This is a genomic window from Cupriavidus cauae (assembly GCF_008632125.1).
GTDB classification, from domain to species: domain Bacteria; phylum Pseudomonadota; class Gammaproteobacteria; order Burkholderiales; family Burkholderiaceae; genus Cupriavidus; species Cupriavidus cauae.
This window is the reverse complement of the sequence record NZ_VWRN01000027.1, coordinates 155058-174383: the sequence shown is the minus strand read 5'-3', so window position 1 is coordinate 174383 and position 19326 is coordinate 155058. Positions and strand designations below refer to the sequence as shown.

The window sequence follows — 19326 nt, the reverse complement described above, 5'->3', positions numbered from 1 at the left end:
GGTTGCGGTATGGTTACGCCTTTTTCCAGGGGGGCGGTTTTGCCTCGACCCCGGGGCGCCTCGACCGCCGACTGACGGGCACCATCTCGCCCGAACCCGACTCGGAGATTCGCCATGAACGAAATCGTCGATGCCGTCAACGGCATCATCTGGAGCTCGGCACTGATCTACCTGTGCCTGGGCGTCGGCCTGTATTTCTCCATTCGCACTCGATTTGCCCAGGTGCGGCACTTCTTCGGCATGATCCGCCTGATGCTGGACGGCAAGTCCTCGGCACAGGGTGTCAGCTCCTTCCAGGCCCTGGCGATGTCGCTGTCGGGACGGGTCGGCACCGGCAATATCGCTGGCGTGGCAACCGCCATTACCTTCGGCGGTCCCGGCGCGGTGTTCTGGATGTGGGTGATGGCCTTCCTCGGCGCCAGCACGGCGTTCGTGGAATCGACGCTGGCGCAGATCTACAAGGAAGAGGTCGACGGCCAGTATCGCGGCGGCCCGGCGTACTACATCGAGAAAGGGCTGGGCACCAAGTGGTACGCCTGGATCTTCGCGCTGGCGACGATCCTTGCCTGCGGCGTGCTGATGCCCGGCGTGCAGTCGAACAGCATCGCGGCCGGCATGACCAATTCATTCGGCATCGATCCGGCGGTGACCGGCGCGGTGCTGGTCATTCTGCTCGGCCTGATCATCTTCGGCGGCGTCAAGCGCATCGCCAAGTTCGCCGAGATCGTGGTGCCGTTCATGGCGCTGGGCTACATCCTGGTGGCCTGCGTGATCGTCGCGCTCAACGTCGGCAAGCTGCCCGAGGTCATGAGCCTGATCCTGCGTAGCGCCTTCGGCCTGGAGTCGGCCTTCGGCGCGGTGCTCGGCCTGGCGATCCAGTGGGGCGTCAAGCGCGGCGTCTACTCGAACGAAGCCGGCCAGGGTACCGGCCCCCATCCCTCGGCGGCCGCCGAAGTCTCGCATCCGGCCAAGCAGGGCCTGGTGCAGGCGTTCTCGATCTATGTCGACACGCTGTTCGTCTGCTCGGCGACGGCCTTCATGATCCTGATCACCGGCGCCTACAACGTGGTCGGTCCCGCCAAGGAAGCGCTGCACACCGGCCTGGCCGGCGTGGAAGCGGGACCGGGCTTCACGCAGCATGCGGTCGAAAGCGTGCTGCCTGGCTTTGGCGCCGCCTTCGTGGCGATCGCGCTGTTCTTCTTCGCGTTCACGACCATCGTCGCCTACTACTACATCGCCGAGACCAACGTCGCGTATATCAACCGCAAGATCCACCGCCCGTGGATGGTGTTCCTGCTGAAGATCGCGATCCTGGCCGCCACGCTGTACGGCTGCGTGCGCACCGCGACGCTGGCCTGGGCGCTGGGCGATATCGGCGTGGGCCTGATGGCGTGGCTCAACATCGTGGCGATCGTGATCCTGCAGAAGCCCGCGCTGAAGGCGCTGCGCGACTACGAGGCGCAGAAGCGGCAGGGCCTCGACCCGAATTTCGTGCCGGGTCCGCTGGGGATCGATAACGCGGTCTTCTGGGAGCAGCGTGCGGCCGGCGTCAAGCAGCGCCGCCCGGGCGACGATCAGGACGGCGGCGAGCCCGCCGTCTCGCCGGTCATCGCGGCACCGCGCTCCGCCGAATAAGGGAACGACCAAGGGCGCACGAACAAGTCGTGCGTGCCGGACCGTACGCCGTCGGCTAGCCCGCCGACGGCTGCGGCAGCATCAAATCCTGTCGCGCGGCAAAGTCGAACAGTTCCCTGTCGTTGCTGGCCCCCAGCTTCTGCATCGCGCAGTTCTTCTGCCGGCTGATGGTCTTGACGCTGCGGCTCAAGGCCGTGGCGATCTGTGTCACCGACTTGCCGCTCAGATAGAGCCGCAGCACCTCAGTTTCCCGCACCGACAGGCTGCCGATGCCGGCCCGTTCCTCCGGACAGGGGTAGCGCGAACTCGATTCCGCCAGGATGCGCGCCGCCGATTTGCCGATATAGGTCTGGCCGCGCTCGACCTGGACCAGGGTGTGGACGAGCTCGTCGAGCGGCGAATCCTTCAGCAGGATGCCCTGCACCGGCACCTCCGCGATGGCGCGCAGGATCAGCGGGTTGGTCATCATCGTCAGCACCACCACGCGCATCTGCGGATGCTGCCGTCGCATCTGCCCGAGCATCCGCAATCCATCCTTGGCCTGGCCGCCCGGCATATGGTAGTCGGTGACCACGACGTCGGGCGTACACGTAGCGATGGCGCGAAACAGTGCCTCGGGCGTCGTCACGTCAGCGCAGACCTGCCAGCCGGCGTGCCCTTGCAGGACGCTGCGGATCGCCAGGGAGATCGCGGGGTGGTCGTCCGCGACGACGATGTTCAGTGCCATGCCATTGCTCCTGCGCCCGCGTGCCGAGCCCCGTCGCAGAGCGCGGCTGGTGCCAGGGCGTGCGGTCCATCGGAAAAGAAGCGCCGCGCGGCAAATGCCGTGCGGCGCAAAGCGCGTGACATCTGTATCGGGCGGCCCCATGACACGATGGAGGTACGGACAGGACGACACTACCGCCCGGCACAGCGACAGCGCACATGCCCACCCTCAGACCAAAAACGGGAAATAGTCGGAAAGCGCTGCAATGCCCCGCCAGATTAGTGGGCAAGGGAGCGCGAAGCGATAAGACGAGTCTCAAAACGGGATCGGGTGCGAGGGTGTGCGGCTGAGTCCGGCCGGCAGGGCGGGGTCAGCTCCGCTGCGCTCAGCTCGACAGCGTCCTGGCCCACCGCGCGAGCGCCGGCACCAGTTGCGCCATCGCGGCCGCCACGCCGGCGGCATCGCCGTCGCGGCACGCCGCCTCCAGCGCCTCGCAGCCCGCCGCGACGGCATCGGCCGATACCATCCGCGCGGCGCCCTTGATACGGTGCGCGATGGCGTGGGCCGCCCGCCAGTCGGCGCGCGCCACAGTGACGCGCAGCGCGGCCAGATCCGCCGTGTTGCCGGCCAGCAAGGCTGCCCGTACCGCCGCATCGGGGGCCGGCGCGTGGGGCGCTGCGGCAAATGGCGTCGAAAGGCATCGCCCGCCCGGCGGGTCCCCCAGCCAGTGTTGCAATGCGCGCCCGAGCGTGTCGAGATCGATCGGCTTGAACAGGCAATCGTCCATGCCGGCTGCCAGGGCTTGCTGGCGGTTGTGCGGCCGCGCGTCGGCGCTGTAGCCAAGCACGGGCACGCGCGGCCGGGCCAGGGCCCGCTCCTGCGCGCGCAGCTTGCGCGCCAGCGTGAAGCCGTCCATGCCGGGCATGTTGCAGTCGAGGATCACGAGATCGAAGGTGGGGTCCGGCGCCGCGCACCGCACCAGCGCCTCGTGGGCATCGCCGGTACCGATTGCCTCCACACCCAGATGACGCAGCTGCCTGGCCAGCAGCATCCGGCCCGCCGGATGGTCGTCGACGATCAGCGCGCAATAGCCCTTGCGCAATGGCGCGATCGCCGGCCGGCCGCGAGCGGCCTGACGGCTGTCGCCGCGCAGCGCGCGTCCTGCACAGGCCTCCGCGGCCAGCGTCAGGGTCAGCAGCGCGGTGGTGCCCTGGCCCGGCCGGCTGAGCAGTTCGAGGTCCCCGCCCATCTGGCGGGCGAGCTGGCGCGAGATCGACAGACCGAGGCCGGTACCGCTGGTCGAGCGCGCTTCCGCGGCCCGGAAGAACGGCTCGAACAGCCGGGGCATCTGGTCCGCGGCGATGCCGGGGCCGCGGTCGCGCACCACGATGCGCACCGTTTCCCGATCGACATCCTCGCCCGCGCTCTCGAGCTTCACCGTGATGTCGCCATGGCCGCTGAACTTGATCGCATTGCTGAGCAGATTGCCGACCACCTGCCGCAGCCGCTGCGGGTCGGCCCGATGGCGACGGGCCCGCAGCGTGCCCAACTGCAGGCGGATGCGCAGACCGCGCGATGCCGCCAGCGGCCGAAACGCCTGGACCCACTGCTGCAGCAGCGTATCGAGCTGCACCGGCTCCGGCCGGATTTCCATTCGGCCCGCCTCCAGCCGCGCCATGTCGAGCAGATCGCCGACCAGCGCGACCAGCGACTTGGCGCAGTCGTGCGCGGTGTCGATGTAGTGGCGGGCCTCGCCATGGATCGCGGTCTTGTGCTTGAGCAGATCGAGGATGCCGATCACCGCGTGCATCGGTGTCCGGATTTCATGGCAGATCGTCGCCAGCAGGCTCAGGCGGTCCGCATCGGGCGAAGCGCCGGGGGAAGCACCGACGGCAGCGCCGACGGCAGAGCCCACACAAGGCGAGGGACCACGGTGGCCGCCGTCCGCGGACGGCCGCATGCCGGCCGCGCTGCGGTGGGTGGCCGGGCTTGCGTGGCCCAAGCGCCGGTGCAGCGTAGTGGCGGCGCGGGCGATGCGCCGGCCGTGGCGATGCAGGGCGACCGCGCACGCACCCATTGCCGTCATCCACAGCAAGGTGCCGAGCGAGCAGGTCAGCAGCCATGGCCGACGTCCGTGGTGCGCGTGCGCGGGCGCCGGCAGCGCAGCGGGAACCGCAGCGGGCATCGGCGCCGTCGACACCCAGCCGGCCTGCAGCGCGTCCCAGTGCGCTGGCGGGATCGCGGCCAATGCCTTGTTCAGGATCATGCGCAGCTGCGGCGCCGCCGGCGAAACGCCGAAGCCGATCGCGGCCGGCTGCGGGCCGAGCGGAGCGGCCACGCGCAGCCATGGCGCGAAGGCGTAGCGGACCATGTAGTGCGCGCAGGTCAGCGTGTCGACCGCGGCGTCGGCCTGGCCGTGCGCGACCATGCGGTAAGCCTCGGTCGTGGAACTGGTGCGGATGACGGTGGCGTTGGGAACCTGTGCGAGACGCTCCGCCAGGCCGCGGCTGCTGCGGCGCACGGCGATGCGCATGCCGGCCAGGCCCGCGGCATCGCGGATGGCGCCGTTGGCGGCGTGGGTGGTGATGACCCATGGCGTAATCAGATAGGGCAGCGATGGCTGCAACCGGCGCGCCCGGCGTCCCGATTCGCGCATCGCGGCGGCATCCGGCGGCGGCAAGTCCGCCGTCACCGCGGGCACCAGCAGCACCGTGCCGTCGCGCAGGGCCGCTTCGCGCGCCCCGGGGTCTTGCTGCCAGACCGGTTCGAAACGCAGGCCGGTGATGCGGCCGACCTGCTCGAGCGTCTGTACGGCGATGCCGGCGGCATGTCCACCGGCGCCGACGAAGGCCATCGGCCCACCGATCGGCGATGCGCTGTAGCGCACCACCGGATGGGCGGCCAGCCAGCGCCGTTCGGCACTGGTCAGCGTGTCGGCGAGCCGTTCGCGCACTGCTCCGGTATCGTCGCGCTGCGTCTGGATGCGGCCGAGCTGCGCGGCCACCAGCGCCGCCCACAGCAGGCAGCCGCACGACATCAACCCGTACAGCCGACGCTCAGAGCGCTGCATCGGCCGGCCGGCGCATCGTCGCCGCCATGCACGGCGTGCGGTTGGCAAGAGGGGTTGGCATCGCGGCGACCTCCGGGCAGACACAGTGAAGCGGAGGAATCTAGCCAATGCGCCATGCCGCGACTATCGCAGTTCGACGCGGACGGTGTTCTATCGGACGCGTTGCTCCGAATCCGATGCCGGGATCAATCCTGTTCGCAGCGGCCGGGCGCGATCGCGATTTCGCCGACCGGCCGGTCGCCGATGCCGGTGTAGCGAAACACCAGTGCGATGCCCAGGCGGCCCAGCACCGGTACATCGGGATTGCGACAGATGCCGCGCACCAGAGCCGGCGTGGCGCTGGCCATGAAGGCGGCGGTGCCCTCGCGCGAGGCATCGAAACGAACGAGATTCAGATGGAAGACCACGCGCTTGCCGCTTTCGCCGCGGCAGCCGTCCAGACGCGTGGCGGTATCGAGCAGGATGGGGCCGGAGCGCGTCAGCTCGCGGCAGGCGCTGCCCAGCGCCACATCGGTGCTGCTGCCGGAACCGGTCAGCCGCGTGACGCCGTTCATGCCGGTGGGCCGGCCGTCGGCCACCCCGACCAGCAACCGGGCCAGTGCCGACATGCTCGACGGCGCGGTGGTCGAGGCGGCGGCGTTGCCATGCTGGGCCACCGCCGGCCACGATGCGCAGGCGATCAGGGCGGCTGCGCGCCAGGGGTGGGGCAACGAAATCAAAAGCGAGTTCCGCATGAAGATACCGGTATCGAGTTGGCCTCGAATGGCGGCTGCGGGCGGGCTGCCCGTTCGCCATGGCGAAACCATAGCGAGCCGATTGCCGGTGTGCTGTCAGTCACTGTCCTACATTGGCAAGCGAAATGCGTTCAAATCCATGTGCTATGCTGCAACGCAGCAAAAATCAACCCGGAGCGTTCGCGCGCTTCCGCAAACCGCGCATGGCAAGAAGCTTGATGGGAAATTGGCAGCGTCCGTGGCGGCAGATCGGCACGCTGCCGCGTCAGTCGGCCCGTCACCTTGGCGACTGGCTCGATCGCTTGCACGGACGGGGCACCACGGCTCCCACCGCCCGCACGCGCGTTCCGCCGCCGCTCGCGCTGCCTGCCGGTCCGCTGCCGGGGCAGTGGTCGCAGTGGCGCCTGAAGCTGCCGGCAATGCCCGGCGAACTGGTATCGCAGTTGAGCTACTGGCTTTACGAGCCGTCGCGCCGGCACCGCGGGCCGCTGCCGCTGGTGGTGATGCTGCATGGCTGCCGGCAGACCGCCGAGGACTTCGCCGCCGGCACGCGCATGAATGCGCTCGCCGAGCGCGAGGGCTTTCTGGTTGCCTATGCCGAACAGCCGCTGCGGCGGCAGTTGCAGCGCTGCTGGCAATGGTTCGACCTCGCCGCCAGCGAGGGCGCGCGCGAAGCGCAGGCGATCGCCGCGCTGATCGATGCGCTGGCCTTGCGGCGCGATGTGTGTCCCGATCGGGTGTACCTTGCCGGCCTGTCCGCCGGTGCCGCGATGGCGGCCGTGGTGGCCTTGCGCTATCCCGACAGGATCGCCGCGGTCGGCCTGCATTCCGGCGTGGTGGTGGGCGCAGGCCCGCATGGGTGCGCAGCCGATGGCCGACGATCAGGTTGTCGAGCACGGTGGCGCGATCGAACAGCGCGGTGGCCTGGAAGGTGCGGGCGATGCCCAGGCGGGCGATGCGGTCGGCCCGCATGCCGGCCACGTTGGTGCCCTTGAACAGCACCTCGCCGGAGCTTGGCGCATGGGTGCCGGCGACCAGGTTGAAGAAGGTCGTCTTGCCGGCGCCGTTCGGGCCGATGATGGCGTTGATATGGCCGGCCTCGAAGGTCACCGAGACATCGTTGACCGCGGTCAGCCCGCCGAATTTCTTGGTCAGGTTGCGGATCTCAAGCATGGTCGGCTCCGGCGGAAGCGGGGGCGGGCGCAGCGGCCTTGCCGTCGGCTGCCTCATCTCCGGCGGCGCGGCGTGCCGGCTGGCGCTGGCCGCGGCGCGCGGCGGCGGCACGGCGCGCCTGGCGCTTCAGGTAGGTCCCGACGATGCCGTCGGGCAGGAAGATGATCAGCAGGATCAGCACCGGGCCGAACACCAGCATGCGGTAGTCCTGCAGGAACTGCAGCGTCTGCGTGACCCAGGGCACCAGCAGCGCGCCCAGCAGCGGCCCGAGCAGCGTGCCGATGCCGCCGACCAGCATCGCCATCACCATGTCGAAGGTCAGGTCGGTTCGCGCGATGTCCGGACCGAGGAAGCGCACGTGGCCCGCATACAGTGCACCGGCGAAGCCCGCATAGGCCACCGACAGCACGAAGGACAGCACCTTGGTGCGCATCAGGTCGATGCCCAGCGCCTCGGCCAGCGCGTCGCTGTTGCGCACCGCCATGAAGCTGCGGCCCAGCAGCGAGCTGACGATCCGGTGCATCAGGAAGGCGCCGATCACCAGGAAGAACAGCACCAGGTAGTACTGCGCCTGCACGCTGTCGAAGGTTACCGGGCCGATCGCGGCCGGTACCGGAATGCCGATCAGGCCGACCGTGCCGTGCGTCAGGCTTTCCCACTTCTCGATCAGCAGGTAGATGATGTAGCCGATGCACAGCGTGAAGATCGAGAAGTAATGGCCCTTGAGCCGCAGCGATACCACGCCGACCACATAGCCGACGATCATGCAGACCACGCCGGACAGCACGAAGGCGGCCCAGAACGGCATCTGGTGATCGACGGTCAGGATGCCCAGCGTATAGGCGCCGATGGCCATGAAGCCGCCGTGCGCGAGATTGAGCTGGCCGGTGTAGCCGGTGATCAGGTTCAGGCCCAGCGTCGCGATCGCGTAGATGAAGGCCAGCGTCATCACCGTCAGGTAATAGCTGTTGGTCGTCAGCAGCGGAAACGCGATGGCCAGCGCCAGCAGCAACGCCCAGCCGGTCTTGCCTTGCAATGCGTTCATGTCGAGAGTTCTCCTACCTTGTGCGCTTCGATGCGGCGGCCGTCACGCGGCCTTGCCGGCGAACAGGCCCTGCGGCCGGATCGACAGGATGATCACCAGCAGCACGAAGGCGATGATGTCCTTGTAGTCGGTCGACACGTAGAAGCCGCCGAAGCTCTCCGCCATGCCGATGATCAGGCCGCCCAGGATCGCGCCGGGGATGCTGCCCATGCCGCCGAGGATGATGATCACGAAGGCCTTGGTGATGACCAGGTGCCCCATCGCCGGATAGACCAGGTTGATCGGCGCATACAGCGTGGCGGCGATCGCGGCCAGCGCGCCGGAGATCGCGAACACCAGCAGCGTGACGCGCGTCGCGTCGATGCCGACCAGCGCCGCGCCTTCGCGGTTCTGCGCCATCGCGACGATGGTCGAGCCGGTCACGGTGCGGGTCAGGAACAGATGCAGCACCACCATCAGCGTGAAGGCGGCGGCGATGATCAGCAGCCGCTGCAGCGGCGCGGTCAGGCCGAACACCTCGACCAGCTGCCCGTAGGGTGTCGGCATGCGATGGAAGTCGGCGCCCCACAGCGCCTGTGCGCCCGCTTCCAGGAACAGGAGGATGCCGATCGCCGCGATCATGTCGTGCAGCTCGGGCGCGTTGCGCAGCGGATGGAAGACCAGCCGCTCGGCCAGCATCGACAGCAGCGCCACGGCCAGCGCCGCGGCGACCATCGCCAGCCAGTAGTTCACGCCCAGCGACGTCATCATGTAATACGAGACGTAGGCGCCGGCCATGTAGAAGGCGCCGTGCGCGAAGTTGGGTACGTGCAGGATGCCGTAGACCAGCGTCAGGCCGAGCGCGACGAGGCTGTAGACCCCGCCGAGCGTCAGCCCGTTCAGAAACTGTTGGAAGAACATTGACACCGACTCACCTCATGCAGATCGAAATCGCAAACGGGGGCGCGCTTCGGCGAACCGATGCGCGTGGCAGGACAGCGCCGCGAAAAAAGACGCGGCCTGCCGGTCAACCAATGTGGGGGTCAACTGCGCGGCTTGGCGCGCATCGGAAAGGGTTGCATGGCGGTCTCCTGAAACGGTCGATCCGGGCCGCAAGATGCCCAGCTTTCATACCGGTTATTCGTGTCGTGACTGACCGCTGCGAGGTGTGTCGCAGCGTCTCCGCACGATCGTTCGTTTTCGTTGACTGTTGCATAGGGCTTGAGGCACAGTCAAGGAATACGGAATAGTCTTTCGCACAGCGAAATAGGGGTTTCCGGCCCGGCCGCGCAGGGGTTTTTCGCTGTCGCAGCGCGGTCAAATGCGCGCGGGTTTTCCCTGCTTTTCGGCCGCTGCCGCCGCTGTCGCGCCCGGCTTTCCGCTCGATTTCCGCCTCGATTCCGCCCCGATTTCCGCCTGGACCGCCGATCATGAAGCGCACCGCCACCGTGATTCCCGTTGTCGCCGAGCCGCCCTCGACGGTGCCGGCGAGCGCATTGCGCGATGCCGACGAGGCGGGTCCCGGAAATCCCGCGGAGGCCGAGGATCGCAGCTTCGTCACGGCGCTCGCGCGCGGTCTCGATCTGCTGCGCGCGTTCGGGCCGCAGGACGACTATCTCGGCAATGCGGAGCTGTCGCGCCGTACCGGCATTCCGCGGCCGACGGTGTCGCGGCTGACCTATACGCTGACGCGGCTCGGATACCTGGTGTATGTCGAGTCGCTGGAGAAATACCGCCTGGGCCAGGGCGCGATGGTGCTGGGTCACCGGTATCTCGCGACCTCCGGCATTCGCGAGGTCGCGCAGCCGCTGATGCAGTCGCTGGCCTTCGCCACCGGCTGCACCGTTGCCCTTGCCACGCCCGACCGCCACGAGATGGTCTATCTCGAAGTCTGCCAACCGCGCGGCGCGCTGGTGATGCGGCTGACGCCGGGCTCGCGCCTGCCGATCGCGACCTCGGCGATCGGCCGCGCCTGGCTCGCGGGTTTGCCCGCGGCGCGGCGCGCCAGCGTGCTGGGGGATCTGGAGCGCCACTATCAGACGCGCTGGCCGACGATTCGGAGCAAGCTCGAACGGTCCTTGCGCGACTACGGGCGGCGCGGCTTCTGTGTCGCGCATGCCGAATGGGACCGCACCGTCAGCGGGGCCGCCGCGCCGGTGGTGCTCGAAGGCGGTACCGAAGTGCTGTCGATCAATATCGGCGGCGCGGCCTCGCGGCTGACGCCGGAAATCCTCGAGGCGAATCTCGGCCCGCGCGTGCGTCAGCTTGCCGAGGCGCTGCAGGGCAGGCTGTGGCGCGTCCACGGCTGAGCGGACCTGGCCATCGGGACCATCACCAATACCCACGACATCTCGACCACCACAATCATCAGCACAAGGAGACAGGCATGGAGATCAGCAACAAGACCGTCGTCGTCACGGGCGGCGCCACCGGCATCGGGCGGGCACTGGTACTGGCGTTCGCCAAGGCGGGCGCGCGTGGCATCGCGGTCGCCGATCTGGACGAGCGCGGCGCGCAGCAGGTCGCCGCGGAGGCGGCCGAGCTGGCGCCGTCGTGCCAGACCTTCGGCTGCCGCACCGATGTCGCCGATGCGGCCGCGGTGCAGGCGCTGGCCGACGAGGCCACGCGCCGCTTCGGCCAGGTCGACGTGTTCTGCTCGAACGCCGGCATCATCCTGCGCAAGGGCCTCGATGCCACCGCCGACGAATGGCAGCGCATCTGGGAAATCAACGTGATGGCCCACATCCACGCCGCCAATGCCGTGCTGCCGCAGATGCTCGAGCGCGGCGAGGGCTATTTCGTCAATACGGTGTCGGCGGCGGGCCTGCTGTCGCAGATCGGCTCGGCGCCGTATGCGGTGACCAAGCACGCGGCGATCGGCTTCGCCGAATGGCTGGAGATCACCTACGGCGATCGCGGCATCAAGGTCAGCTGCATCTGCCCGCAGGGCGTGCAGACCAAGATGCTGTTCGGCGAGAACGGCGAGCGCAAGGGTTTCCTGCAGGAGGGCTCGGTCACGGCCGAGCACGTGGCCGCGGTGACGCTGGAAGGCATCCGCGACGAACGCTTCCTGATCCTGCCGCATCCCGAGGTGCTCGAGTACTACCGCCGCAAGGGGCAGGACTACGACCGCTGGCTCAAGGGCATGCGGCGGCTGCAGGAGAAGGTGATGAGCGAGTTCGGCGGCATCGGCAAGCAATGACCGCCGGCACGCCGATGTTCGAGATGGATTGACCCATGGCGGCGACGGGCCGATTGAAACGATTGGCCCCGATTGGCCGCAATCGAGACGACAGAGACCGAACAAGCGTCCAACACAAAGGAGACAAAGATCATGCGGATTTCCCCATTCACCGGCGCGCTGTCCGCGCTTGCCACGGTGCTTGCCACCGCGTTCGCCGCGCCGGCGGTGCAGGCCGAAACCTATCCGGGCCGGCCGATTCGTATCGTGGTCGGCTTCCCGACCGGCGGCGCGCCGGACACGCTGGCGCGCATCGTGTCGGAGAAGATCTCGCCGTCGTGGGGCCAGCCCGTGGTGGTCGACAACAAGCCCGGCGCGGGCGGCAATATCGGCGCGGAAGCGGTGGCACGCGCGCCGGGCGACGGCTACACGCTGGCGCTCGGCACGGTCGGCACCCATTCGATCAATGGCGCGGTCTACAGCAAGCTGCCGTACGACATGGTCAAGGACTTCACGCCGGTGATCCTGCTGGCGACGACGCCCAATGTGCTGGTGGTCCATCCGGGCGTGCCGGCCAAGACCACCGCCGAGTTGATCGCGCTGGCCAAGTCCAAGCCCGGCGCGCTGACCTTCGGCACGCCCGGCATCGGCACCTCGCCCCACGTGGCCGGCGAGCTGTTCAATACGGTGGCCGGGGTCAAGATCACGCACGTGCCCTACAAGGGCCGCGCGATGGCGATCCCCGACCTGCTGGGCGGCCATATCACGATGATGTTCGACAACCTGCCGTCGGCGCTGCCGGTCATCAAGGAAGGCAAGCTGCGCGCGCTGGGCGTGACCAGCCTGAAGCGCTCGGCCTCCGCCCCGGATATTCCGACGCTGGCCGAGCAGGGGTTGAGCGGCTTCCAGGCCGACTCGTGGTTCGCGATCTTCGCGCCGGCGACCACGCCGAAGGACGTGGTGGCCAAGCTCAATTCCGAGCTGAACCGAATCTTCACGCTGCCGGACGTGCAGGCCAAGCTGAAGACCCTCGGCCTCGATCCGGTGCTCGGCACGCCCGACGCGCTGGCCTCGTTCCAGAAGGCCGAGATCGCGAAGTGGGCGAAGGTGGTGAAGGACTCGGGGACGACGCCGCAGTAATCGGCGGTATCGGCAACACCGAGCGTTACGTCATGCGACGCGGTTCTCCCCTCTCCCGCCGGCGGGAGAGGGGACGGGGGAGAGGGCAACAGCGCCCGCTATTGCCAATAGCGCCCGCAAAACCACCACCGCCTTTTCCTCTCCCGCGCGCGGGAGAGGGGAGCCCCGCCCCGGTTATTCCTCGAGCGCAGTAGTACCTCGTTCCGCCAGCCGGTCGGGCACGCCGCGCAAGCGCGCCAGGCTGACCGCCGCGCCAACCGCCGCCACGCAGGCCGCCACGCCCAGCGCCGTGCGCGAGGCGGACGTCCCGATCAGCGCAAACAGCAAGGCCACCACCGCGGTGCCCGTGGTCTGCCCCAGCAGCCGCGTGGTCGCCTGCGCGCCGCTGGCGCCGCCGCTGCGATGCGGCGGCGTCGCGCCGATCATCGCGCGGTTGTTCGGCGACTGGAACAGGCCGAAGCCGAGCCCGCACATCGCCATGCGCCACAGCACGTCGATGCTGCTGCTGCCGCGATCGAGCATCGCCAGCAGGACCAGCCCCGTGCACAACAGCGCGAGCCCTAGCCCGGCCAGCACGCTGGCGGGGAAACGATCCGAAAGCCGCCCTGACAGCGGCGCCATCACGGCCACCATCAGCGGCCACGGCGTGATCAACAGCCCGGTCTCCTGCAGCGATCGCCCGAGCTGGTATTCGAGATAGAAGGGCAGCGCGACGAAGGCCAGCATCTGCGTCATGAACGAGCAGAACGACGTGCCCACCGCCAGCGTGAAGGCGCGGTTCGCGAACAGGTCCACCGGCACCAGCGGCGCCGCCTTGCCACGTTCCATCCGTGCCAGCCACCAGCCGAGCAGCAGCGCCGCGATCAACCCGCCGACCGCCGCCCGGCGCAGGCCGTCATGGCCCAGGCCATCGACGCCGAGCACGAACAGGCCGATCACCACCGCCGACAGCAGCGCGCTCGGATAGTCGAACGCGCGCGGCTGCGGCGGCGTGACAGGCAGCGCCCAGCGGCTCAGGCTCAGCGCGATCACCGCCACCGGCACGTTGATGGCGAACAGCCATTGCCAGCTGGCGAACGACAGGATCAGCGCGCCGACCGACGGGCCGATGCCGGTCGTGATGCCGACCACCAGCGCGTTCAGGCCGATGCCGCGGCCGAGCTTGGTGGGCGGATAAATGTAGCGCACCAGCGCCGTGTTGACGCTCATGATGCCGGCGCCGCCGATCCCCTGCAGCACGCGCGCCGCCACCAGCATCGGCAGGTTGACCGACAGCGCGCACAGCAGCGAGCCGACCAGGAAGGTCGCCAGGCCGATCCGATAGACGCGCTTGTAGCCGAGGATGTCGCCGAGCGAGGACAGCGGCAGCAGGCAGACGGTGACCGTCAGCTGATAGGCGTTGACCACCCAGATCGTATGGCCGGGATCGGTGCCGAGCTGGCGGGAGATCGACGGCAGCGCGATATTGGCGATCGAGCCGTCGAGCACGGCCATGATCAGGCCGCAGAAGACGGTGAGGATCGCCCACTGGCGTTGCGGATGGGGAAGACCTTGATCTGAATGCATCGACGGTACGGCGGGGAAGGCGAGGATGGCGGCTGGCCGGCCCGGTGCGATCGCGCATCAAGTACGCCGCGGCGAGCGGACCGATGGCGCGGCCCGATGCTGGCCGGCGCCGGGCGGCGACATTATCGGCGCAGCGCCGCGCGCCCGCAAATCGCCGCGTTGTGGTATATCGCGCGCGCTGGAATCATGCGCACGTGCCGCGTTTTCGCACAGACATTGCAGACATGGCATCGCCGTGCGCGCCCGTAACCGGCGCCGTGCCGGTGTTCGCGATCAGCGCGCCAGCTGGCCGAGCACGCTCTCGAGCGACGACAGCCCGTTCTCGATCAGGTGCGACATGTAGACGTTCATCTGCGGCATCACCAGCATCAGCAGCAGCATGCCGCCGGCCAGCGTGACCGGGAAGCCGACCGCGAAGATCGACAGCTGCGGCGAAGCGCGGTTCAGGATGCCCAGCAGCAGGTTCAGCGTCAGCAGCGCCGCCACCAGCGGCAGCGCCAGCAGCAGGCCCGACGAGAACACCGTGCCGCCCGCACGTGCGACGGCCGCCCAGCCATCGGCCGACAACGGCGTGCCGCCGATCGGCAGTGCCGAGAAGCTGTCGACCAGCGTGGCCAGCATCAGCAGGTGGCCGTCCAGCGCCAGGAACAGCAGCATCGCGACGATGCCGAGGAAGCGCCCCAGCACCATGGTCTGGCCGCCGGCGCTCGGATCGAAGAACGAGGCGAACGACAGGCCCATCTGCAGGCCGATGATTTCGCCGGCGTATTCGACCGCGGCGAACACCAGCCGCATCGTGAAGCCGAGCGCGATACCGACGCCGATCTCGTTCAGGATCAGCAGAAAGCCGTCGAAGGAATAGACCGGCACCACCGGCAGGTTCTCGATGGTCGGCGAGATCGCGATCGCGATCAGCGCGGCCAGGCCGATCTTGGCCTGCCGCGGAATGGTGCCCTCGCCGAACAGCGGCGCGGTGGCGATCAGCGCGAGCAGCCGGAACAGCGGCCACAGGAAGGCCGCGATCCATTCGTAGAGCTGGGCCGTGGTCACCGATACCATCGCGTCTCGCCTCTTGCCGTGGTTGTCGTTGTCTGCGCCGCTATCCGCGTCGCTACCTGCGTCGTCTTCTGTGCCGCACGTGGCCGACTCACGGCCGGCTCAGCGCACCAGCCCCGGAATGCCCTCGAACACCTCGCGCATGTAGTCGACGAAGGTGTTGATCATCCACGGCCCCACCAGCACCAGCGTGATGAACAGCGCCAGCAGCTTGGGGATGAACGAAAGCGTCATTTCGTTGATCTGCGTGGCGGCCTGGAACAGGCTGATCGCCAGGCCCGCGATCAGCGCGACCAGCAGCAGCGGGCCGGCCAGCAGCAGCGTCATCTTCATCGCCTGGGTGGCGATGGTCATTACGGTTTCCGGCGTCATTTGGCCTCCGGTGCGCTTGCGGCGTCGGCGTGGTACATCGAAGGTGGCACGTCAGGTCAGGAAGCTCTGCGCCAGCGAGCCCAGCAGCAGCTGCCAGCCATCGACCAGCACGAACAGCATCAGCTTGAACGGCAGCGAGATCGTCGCCGGCGGCACCATCATCATGCCCATCGCCATCAGCACGCTGGCAACCACCAGGTCGATGATCAGGAAGGGGATGAAGATCGTGAAGCCGATCTGGAACGCGGTCTTCAGTTCGCTGGTGACGAAGGCCGGCACCAGCACGCGCAGCGGCACGTCTTCGGGGCCCTGCATCTCCGGCGTCTTGGCCATCTGCGCGAACAGCGCGAGGTCCTTCTCGCGGGTCTGCTTCAGCATGAAGGCCTTCATCGGCGCGGCGGCGCGTTCGGCCGCCTGCTCCAGGCTGATGCGGTTCTCCGACAGCGGCTTGTAGGCCTCGGTGTAGACCCGGTCCAGCACCGGCGACATCACGAAGAAGGTCAGGAACAGCGACAGGCCGATCAGCACCTGGTTCGGCGGCGACGTGGCCGTGCCGAGCGCGGTGCGCAGCAGGCCGAGCACGATCACCACGCGGGTGAAGCCCGTCATCATCAGCAGGGCGGCCGGCAGGAAGGACAGCGAGGTCAGCAGGACCAGCGTCTGGACCGACAGCGACCAGGTCTGGCTGCCACCGGGGCCGGGGCGGCTGACGATGCCCGGCAGCGCCTGCGCGGCCGCGGGATCGGTGCCGAGCGCGAGAGCGGCGGCCAGCAGCAGGCCGAGCGTCAGCGTCAGCGGCGCTCCGGACCGACGCCGGCTGGCGGCGTACATGGTGTTCATGACTTCAGGGTCTGTTGCAGGTTCTGTTGCATCGAGCGCAGCAGTTTCTGCGCGAAGGTGGCCTTGTCGCCGAACGGGGCGTGCGGCGACATCGGCGTCGAACCCGTGCCGCGCATGCCGCCCGTGCCGGCCATCGCGGCGATCGCCTCGCCGGGCGATGCGGAGCCGGCCGGCAGCGTATGCAGCGTGCGGATTTCGCCGGCGCTGACACCGAGCACCAGCCAGGTATCGCCGACCTCGACCAGCAGCAGGCGCTGGCGTGCGCCCAGGCTGGTGCTGCCGACGACTTTCATCACACCGCCCTGGACATGCCGCACCAGGCCGGCGCGGCGCGCCAGCCAGGCAAGGCCGAGGATCAGCGCAATGATCGCGAACAGGCCGAGACCGGCCTGCGCGAGCGCGCCGGCACCGGTCGCGCCGGTCACCGCATCGGCCGCGTGCGCGAGGACCGGCAGGCCGGTCGCCGCACCGCAGATCGAGCGGGCCGCGTACGAGCGCGTGCCAGGCGCGGGCCGCAATGCGCGGCCCCGAGCGGGTTTCATTTGTTCAGCTTCCGGATGCGTTCGGACGGCGTGATGATGTCGGTCAGGCGGATGCCGAACTTGTCGTTGACCACCACCACCTCGCCCTGCGCGATCAGATAGCCGTTGACCAGCACGTCCATCGGCTCGCCGGCCAGGCCGTCGAGCTCGACCACCGAACCTTGCGCCAGTTGCAGCAGGCTCTTGATCGGTACCTTGGTGCGGCCCAGTTCGACCGTCAGTTGCACCGGGATATCGAGGATCATCTCGATATCGTTGTGGAAGCCGCTCGACGCTTCGCGCTCCAGCGGCTGGAAGACCGTCGCGGCCGCGGGCGTGGCCGTCGCCACCGTGGCGGCGGGCTCAGGCGCAGCGGTCGCGCTGGTTTGCTCGGCCAGGGCGCTCGCCCAGTCGTCCATCGGATCGGCCGGCTTGTCCTCTTTGCCGTCAGTCATGGTCGGTTTCCTTGTTGGAATCGCTGTCTTGATGATTGAACATGCGCTGCACACGCAGCGCGTACTGGCCGTTCATCGTGCCGTAGCTGCACTGCATGACCGGCACGCCGTCGACCTTGCCGATCACGTTCTCGGGCAGCTCGATCGGCAGCACGTCGCCGGCGCGCAGCGCCAGCACTTCTGCCACGGTGCTGCGCAGATGCGCGAACTCGGCCACCAGTTCCACCTCGGCGGCGCGCAGCTGTTGCGACAGCTGCTGCAGCCAGCGCTTGTCGACCTCGACTTCATCCTGCAGCGGATTCATCAGCAGATCGCGCACCGGCTCGATCATCGAGTACGGGAAGCAGACGTGCATCTGCCCGCCGACCGCGCCCAGCTCGATATGGAATGCGGTGGTCACCACGACCTCGTTGGGGATCGCGATGTTGGCGAATTTGGTGTGCATCTCCGAGCGGACGTATTCGAACTCGATCGGATGGACCGCCTGCCACGCGTGGCCATAGCTGGCCAGCGCCAGATCCAGCATGCGGCGGATGATGCGTTGCTCGGTCTGCGTGAAGTCGCGGCCCTCGACGCGCGTATGGAAGCGCCCGTCGCCGCCGAACAGGTTGTCGACGACCAGGAACACCAGGTTCGGGTCGAACACGAACAGCGCGGTGCCGCGCAGCGGCTTCATGTGGACCAGGTTCAGGTTGGTCGGCACCGGCAGGTTGCGCACGAACTCGCCGTATTTCTCGATCCTGATCGAACCGACCGAGATATCCGCGCCGCGGCGGATGAAGTTGAACAGCGCCGTGCGCAGCTGGCGCGCGAAACGCTCGTTGATGATTTCCAGCGTATGCAGCCGGCCGCGGACGATGCGCTCCTGGGTCGCCAGGTTGTAGGGCCGCACGCCGTCTTCGGAGACCGGCGCCACGGCCTCGGGCGTCTCGGCCTCGCCGGATACGCCCTTGAGCAGCTCGTCTACTTCATCCTGCGAGAGGAATTTGTCGTAAGCCATTTAATGTCCTGCCCCAATGAACGACTGGATTAAAGAAGCGCCGCGCGCACGCCGGCCTGGGCGCGCGCGAGGTGCGCATCGGCGGGCGAGAGTCGGGTGGTCGGCTTCATATCGGGTTGGCAAGCGGGGCAGGGCACGGGCTTACTGCACCACGAAGGAAGTGAACAGGACATCCACGATCTGTTGGCTCGGCAGCGCCGGTGCGAACGGCTTTGCCAGCGCCTGCTTGATTTCTTCGGCGAGCTTCTGCTTGCCCTCGACGGTCGACAGCTCCGGTGGCTGCTTGGCCGACAGCAACAACAGGATGCGGCTGCGCGCCTCCGGCAGATATTCGGCGATGCGCGCCTGCGTCTGCGTGTCGGCCACCTTGACCGACAGGCCGGTGTGCAGGAAGCGGTCGCCGTCCTCGCCCTTCAGGTTGACGGTGAAGGCGTCGAGCGCGACAAAGATCGGCGCCGGAACCACGGGGGCGGCCGGCGCGGCGGGTGCGCGGTTGTTCAGCAGGCTGCCGAGGAAGAAACTTCCCGCGCCCAGCACGGCCGCGACCGCGACACCGGCGAGAATCAGCACCCCGCGCTTGCTGGAGCTGGGTGCCTGGGGAGTCGTGAGCGTTTTCGCCATGAGATGCCTGTATCGGAATGCCACGCCATTCTCGGTGAATCGGTGGCGGGCAATGGGCCGAAAAAAAGGGGGAAACCCGCTCAGCTTGGCCGTTTGAGTCGAGCGGGAGCGACCGTCGGCGGCAGCGGACGGTCATCTCATGGGTTAACGTTGGTGGCCGGCGGAACTTGAGCGGGCTGTCATCGGCGGGTCATTGCCGGGCGCCAGACTCGCGGGATTTCCATCCACGAGA

17 protein-coding genes and 2 pseudogenes are annotated in these 19326 nt (G+C 68.3%); 5 read left to right on the top strand and 14 right to left on the bottom strand.

The annotated features are described in order from the left end of the window. The first annotated feature begins 114 nt into the window (after nt 1–114). Nucleotides 115–1635 carry an alanine/glycine:cation symporter family protein gene (locus F1599_RS09780; RefSeq protein ID WP_150082901.1) on the top strand — a complete coding sequence of 507 codons (1521 nt, stop codon included), beginning with the start codon at nt 115–117 and terminating at the stop codon, nt 1633–1635. Nucleotides 1636–1690: 55 nt separating this feature from the next. Here the strand turns inward: F1599_RS09780 and F1599_RS09775 are convergent, their stop codons facing one another. The 3 genes from F1599_RS09775 to F1599_RS09765 form a co-directional block, all read right to left on the bottom strand. After that, the gene (locus F1599_RS09775; protein WP_149318436.1) at nt 1691–2362 is read right to left on the bottom strand and encodes a response regulator transcription factor; all 672 of its coding nucleotides are present in this window, start codon (nt 2360–2362) and stop codon (nt 1691–1693) included. 364 nt (nt 2363–2726) lie between these two features. Further along, nucleotides 2727–5411 carry an ATP-binding protein gene (locus F1599_RS09770; protein ID WP_150082900.1) on the bottom strand — a complete coding sequence of 895 codons (2685 nt, stop codon included), beginning with the start codon at nt 5409–5411 and terminating at the stop codon, nt 2727–2729. 185 nt (nt 5412–5596) lie between these two features. Next, nucleotides 5597–6130: a hypothetical protein gene (locus tag F1599_RS09765; RefSeq protein ID WP_149318434.1), complete on the bottom strand. Its 534-nt coding sequence runs from the start codon at nt 6128–6130 to the stop codon at nt 5597–5599. 140 nt (nt 6131–6270) lie between these two features. Between F1599_RS09765 and F1599_RS26515 the strand changes: the two are divergent. Continuing rightward, nucleotides 6271–7005 (top strand): annotated as a pseudogene (locus tag F1599_RS26515) (extracellular catalytic domain type 1 short-chain-length polyhydroxyalkanoate depolymerase); the annotation flags it as partial. Here the strand turns inward: F1599_RS26515 and F1599_RS26160 are convergent. The 3 genes and pseudogenes from F1599_RS26160 to F1599_RS09745 form a co-directional block, all read right to left on the bottom strand. Beyond that, nucleotides 6935–7318, bottom strand: a pseudogene (locus F1599_RS26160) (ATP-binding cassette domain-containing protein); the annotation flags it as partial. The pseudogenes F1599_RS26515 and F1599_RS26160 sit on opposite strands and share 71 nt — an antisense overlap. Continuing rightward, on the bottom strand, nt 7311–8363 hold the full coding sequence (locus F1599_RS09750; RefSeq protein WP_150082899.1) for a branched-chain amino acid ABC transporter permease: 1053 nt from the start codon (nt 8361–8363) through the stop codon (nt 7311–7313). The gene F1599_RS09750 and the pseudogene F1599_RS26160, both read right to left, overlap by 8 nt. A gap of 42 nt (nt 8364–8405) precedes the next feature. Next, a complete protein-coding gene (locus F1599_RS09745; RefSeq protein ID WP_149316432.1) occupies nt 8406–9269 on the bottom strand; it encodes a branched-chain amino acid ABC transporter permease in 864 nt (287 codons plus the stop codon). A 503-nt stretch (nt 9270–9772) separates the two neighbouring features. Between F1599_RS09745 and F1599_RS09740 the strand changes: the two genes are divergently transcribed. The 3 genes from F1599_RS09740 to F1599_RS09730 all read left to right on the top strand — a co-directional run bounded on the left by F1599_RS09740 (nt 9773) and on the right by F1599_RS09730 (nt 12663). Beyond that, nucleotides 9773–10651, top strand: coding sequence for an IclR family transcriptional regulator (locus F1599_RS09740; RefSeq protein WP_149316431.1), 879 nt, complete (start codon nt 9773–9775; stop codon nt 10649–10651). Nucleotides 10652–10728: 77 nt separating this feature from the next. Then, nucleotides 10729–11544: an SDR family oxidoreductase gene (locus F1599_RS09735; protein ID WP_149316430.1), complete on the top strand. Its 816-nt coding sequence runs from the start codon at nt 10729–10731 to the stop codon at nt 11542–11544. Nucleotides 11545–11676: 132 nt separating this feature from the next. Further along, a complete protein-coding gene (locus tag F1599_RS09730; RefSeq protein ID WP_150082898.1) occupies nt 11677–12663 on the top strand; it encodes a Bug family tripartite tricarboxylate transporter substrate binding protein in 987 nt (328 codons plus the stop codon). 174 nt (nt 12664–12837) lie between these two features. On the opposite strand, the gene F1599_RS09725 is transcribed toward F1599_RS09730, so the two are convergent. The 8 genes from F1599_RS09725 to fliL all read right to left on the bottom strand — a co-directional run bounded on the left by F1599_RS09725 (nt 12838) and on the right by fliL (nt 19094). Further along, nucleotides 12838–14229: an MFS transporter gene (locus F1599_RS09725; protein WP_150082897.1), complete on the bottom strand. Its 1392-nt coding sequence runs from the start codon at nt 14227–14229 to the stop codon at nt 12838–12840. Nucleotides 14230–14502: 273 nt separating this feature from the next. After that, nucleotides 14503–15288 (bottom strand): flagellar biosynthetic protein FliR, encoded by a 786-nt coding sequence (gene fliR / locus F1599_RS09720; RefSeq protein WP_150082896.1) that lies wholly within the window; start codon nt 15286–15288, stop codon nt 14503–14505. A 99-nt stretch (nt 15289–15387) separates the two neighbouring features. Then, nucleotides 15388–15657, bottom strand: a complete 270-nt coding sequence (fliQ, locus tag F1599_RS09715) for a flagellar biosynthesis protein FliQ (protein ID WP_149316426.1) — start codon at nt 15655–15657, stop codon at nt 15388–15390. A 51-nt stretch (nt 15658–15708) separates the two neighbouring features. After that, nucleotides 15709–16497, bottom strand: a complete 789-nt coding sequence (gene fliP, locus F1599_RS09710) for a flagellar type III secretion system pore protein FliP (protein WP_150082895.1) — start codon at nt 16495–16497, stop codon at nt 15709–15711. After that, complete coding sequence (gene fliO, locus F1599_RS09705; RefSeq protein ID WP_150082894.1) at nt 16494–17039, bottom strand: flagellar biosynthetic protein FliO; 546 nt, start codon at nt 17037–17039, stop codon at nt 16494–16496. The genes fliP and fliO overlap by 4 nt, the downstream gene beginning before the upstream one ends. Next, nucleotides 17036–17473 carry a flagellar motor switch protein FliN gene (gene fliN, locus F1599_RS09700; RefSeq protein ID WP_006576009.1) on the bottom strand — a complete coding sequence of 146 codons (438 nt, stop codon included), beginning with the start codon at nt 17471–17473 and terminating at the stop codon, nt 17036–17038. The genes fliO and fliN overlap by 4 nt, the downstream gene beginning before the upstream one ends. Further along, nucleotides 17466–18473: a flagellar motor switch protein FliM gene (fliM, locus tag F1599_RS09695; RefSeq protein WP_150082893.1), complete on the bottom strand. Its 1008-nt coding sequence runs from the start codon at nt 18471–18473 to the stop codon at nt 17466–17468. The genes fliN and fliM overlap by 8 nt, the downstream gene beginning before the upstream one ends. Before the next feature lie 141 nt (nt 18474–18614). Beyond that, nucleotides 18615–19094, bottom strand: a complete 480-nt coding sequence (gene fliL, locus F1599_RS09690; RefSeq protein ID WP_023265181.1) for a flagellar basal body-associated protein FliL — start codon at nt 19092–19094, stop codon at nt 18615–18617. Nucleotides 19095–19326: the final 232 nt, after the last annotated feature.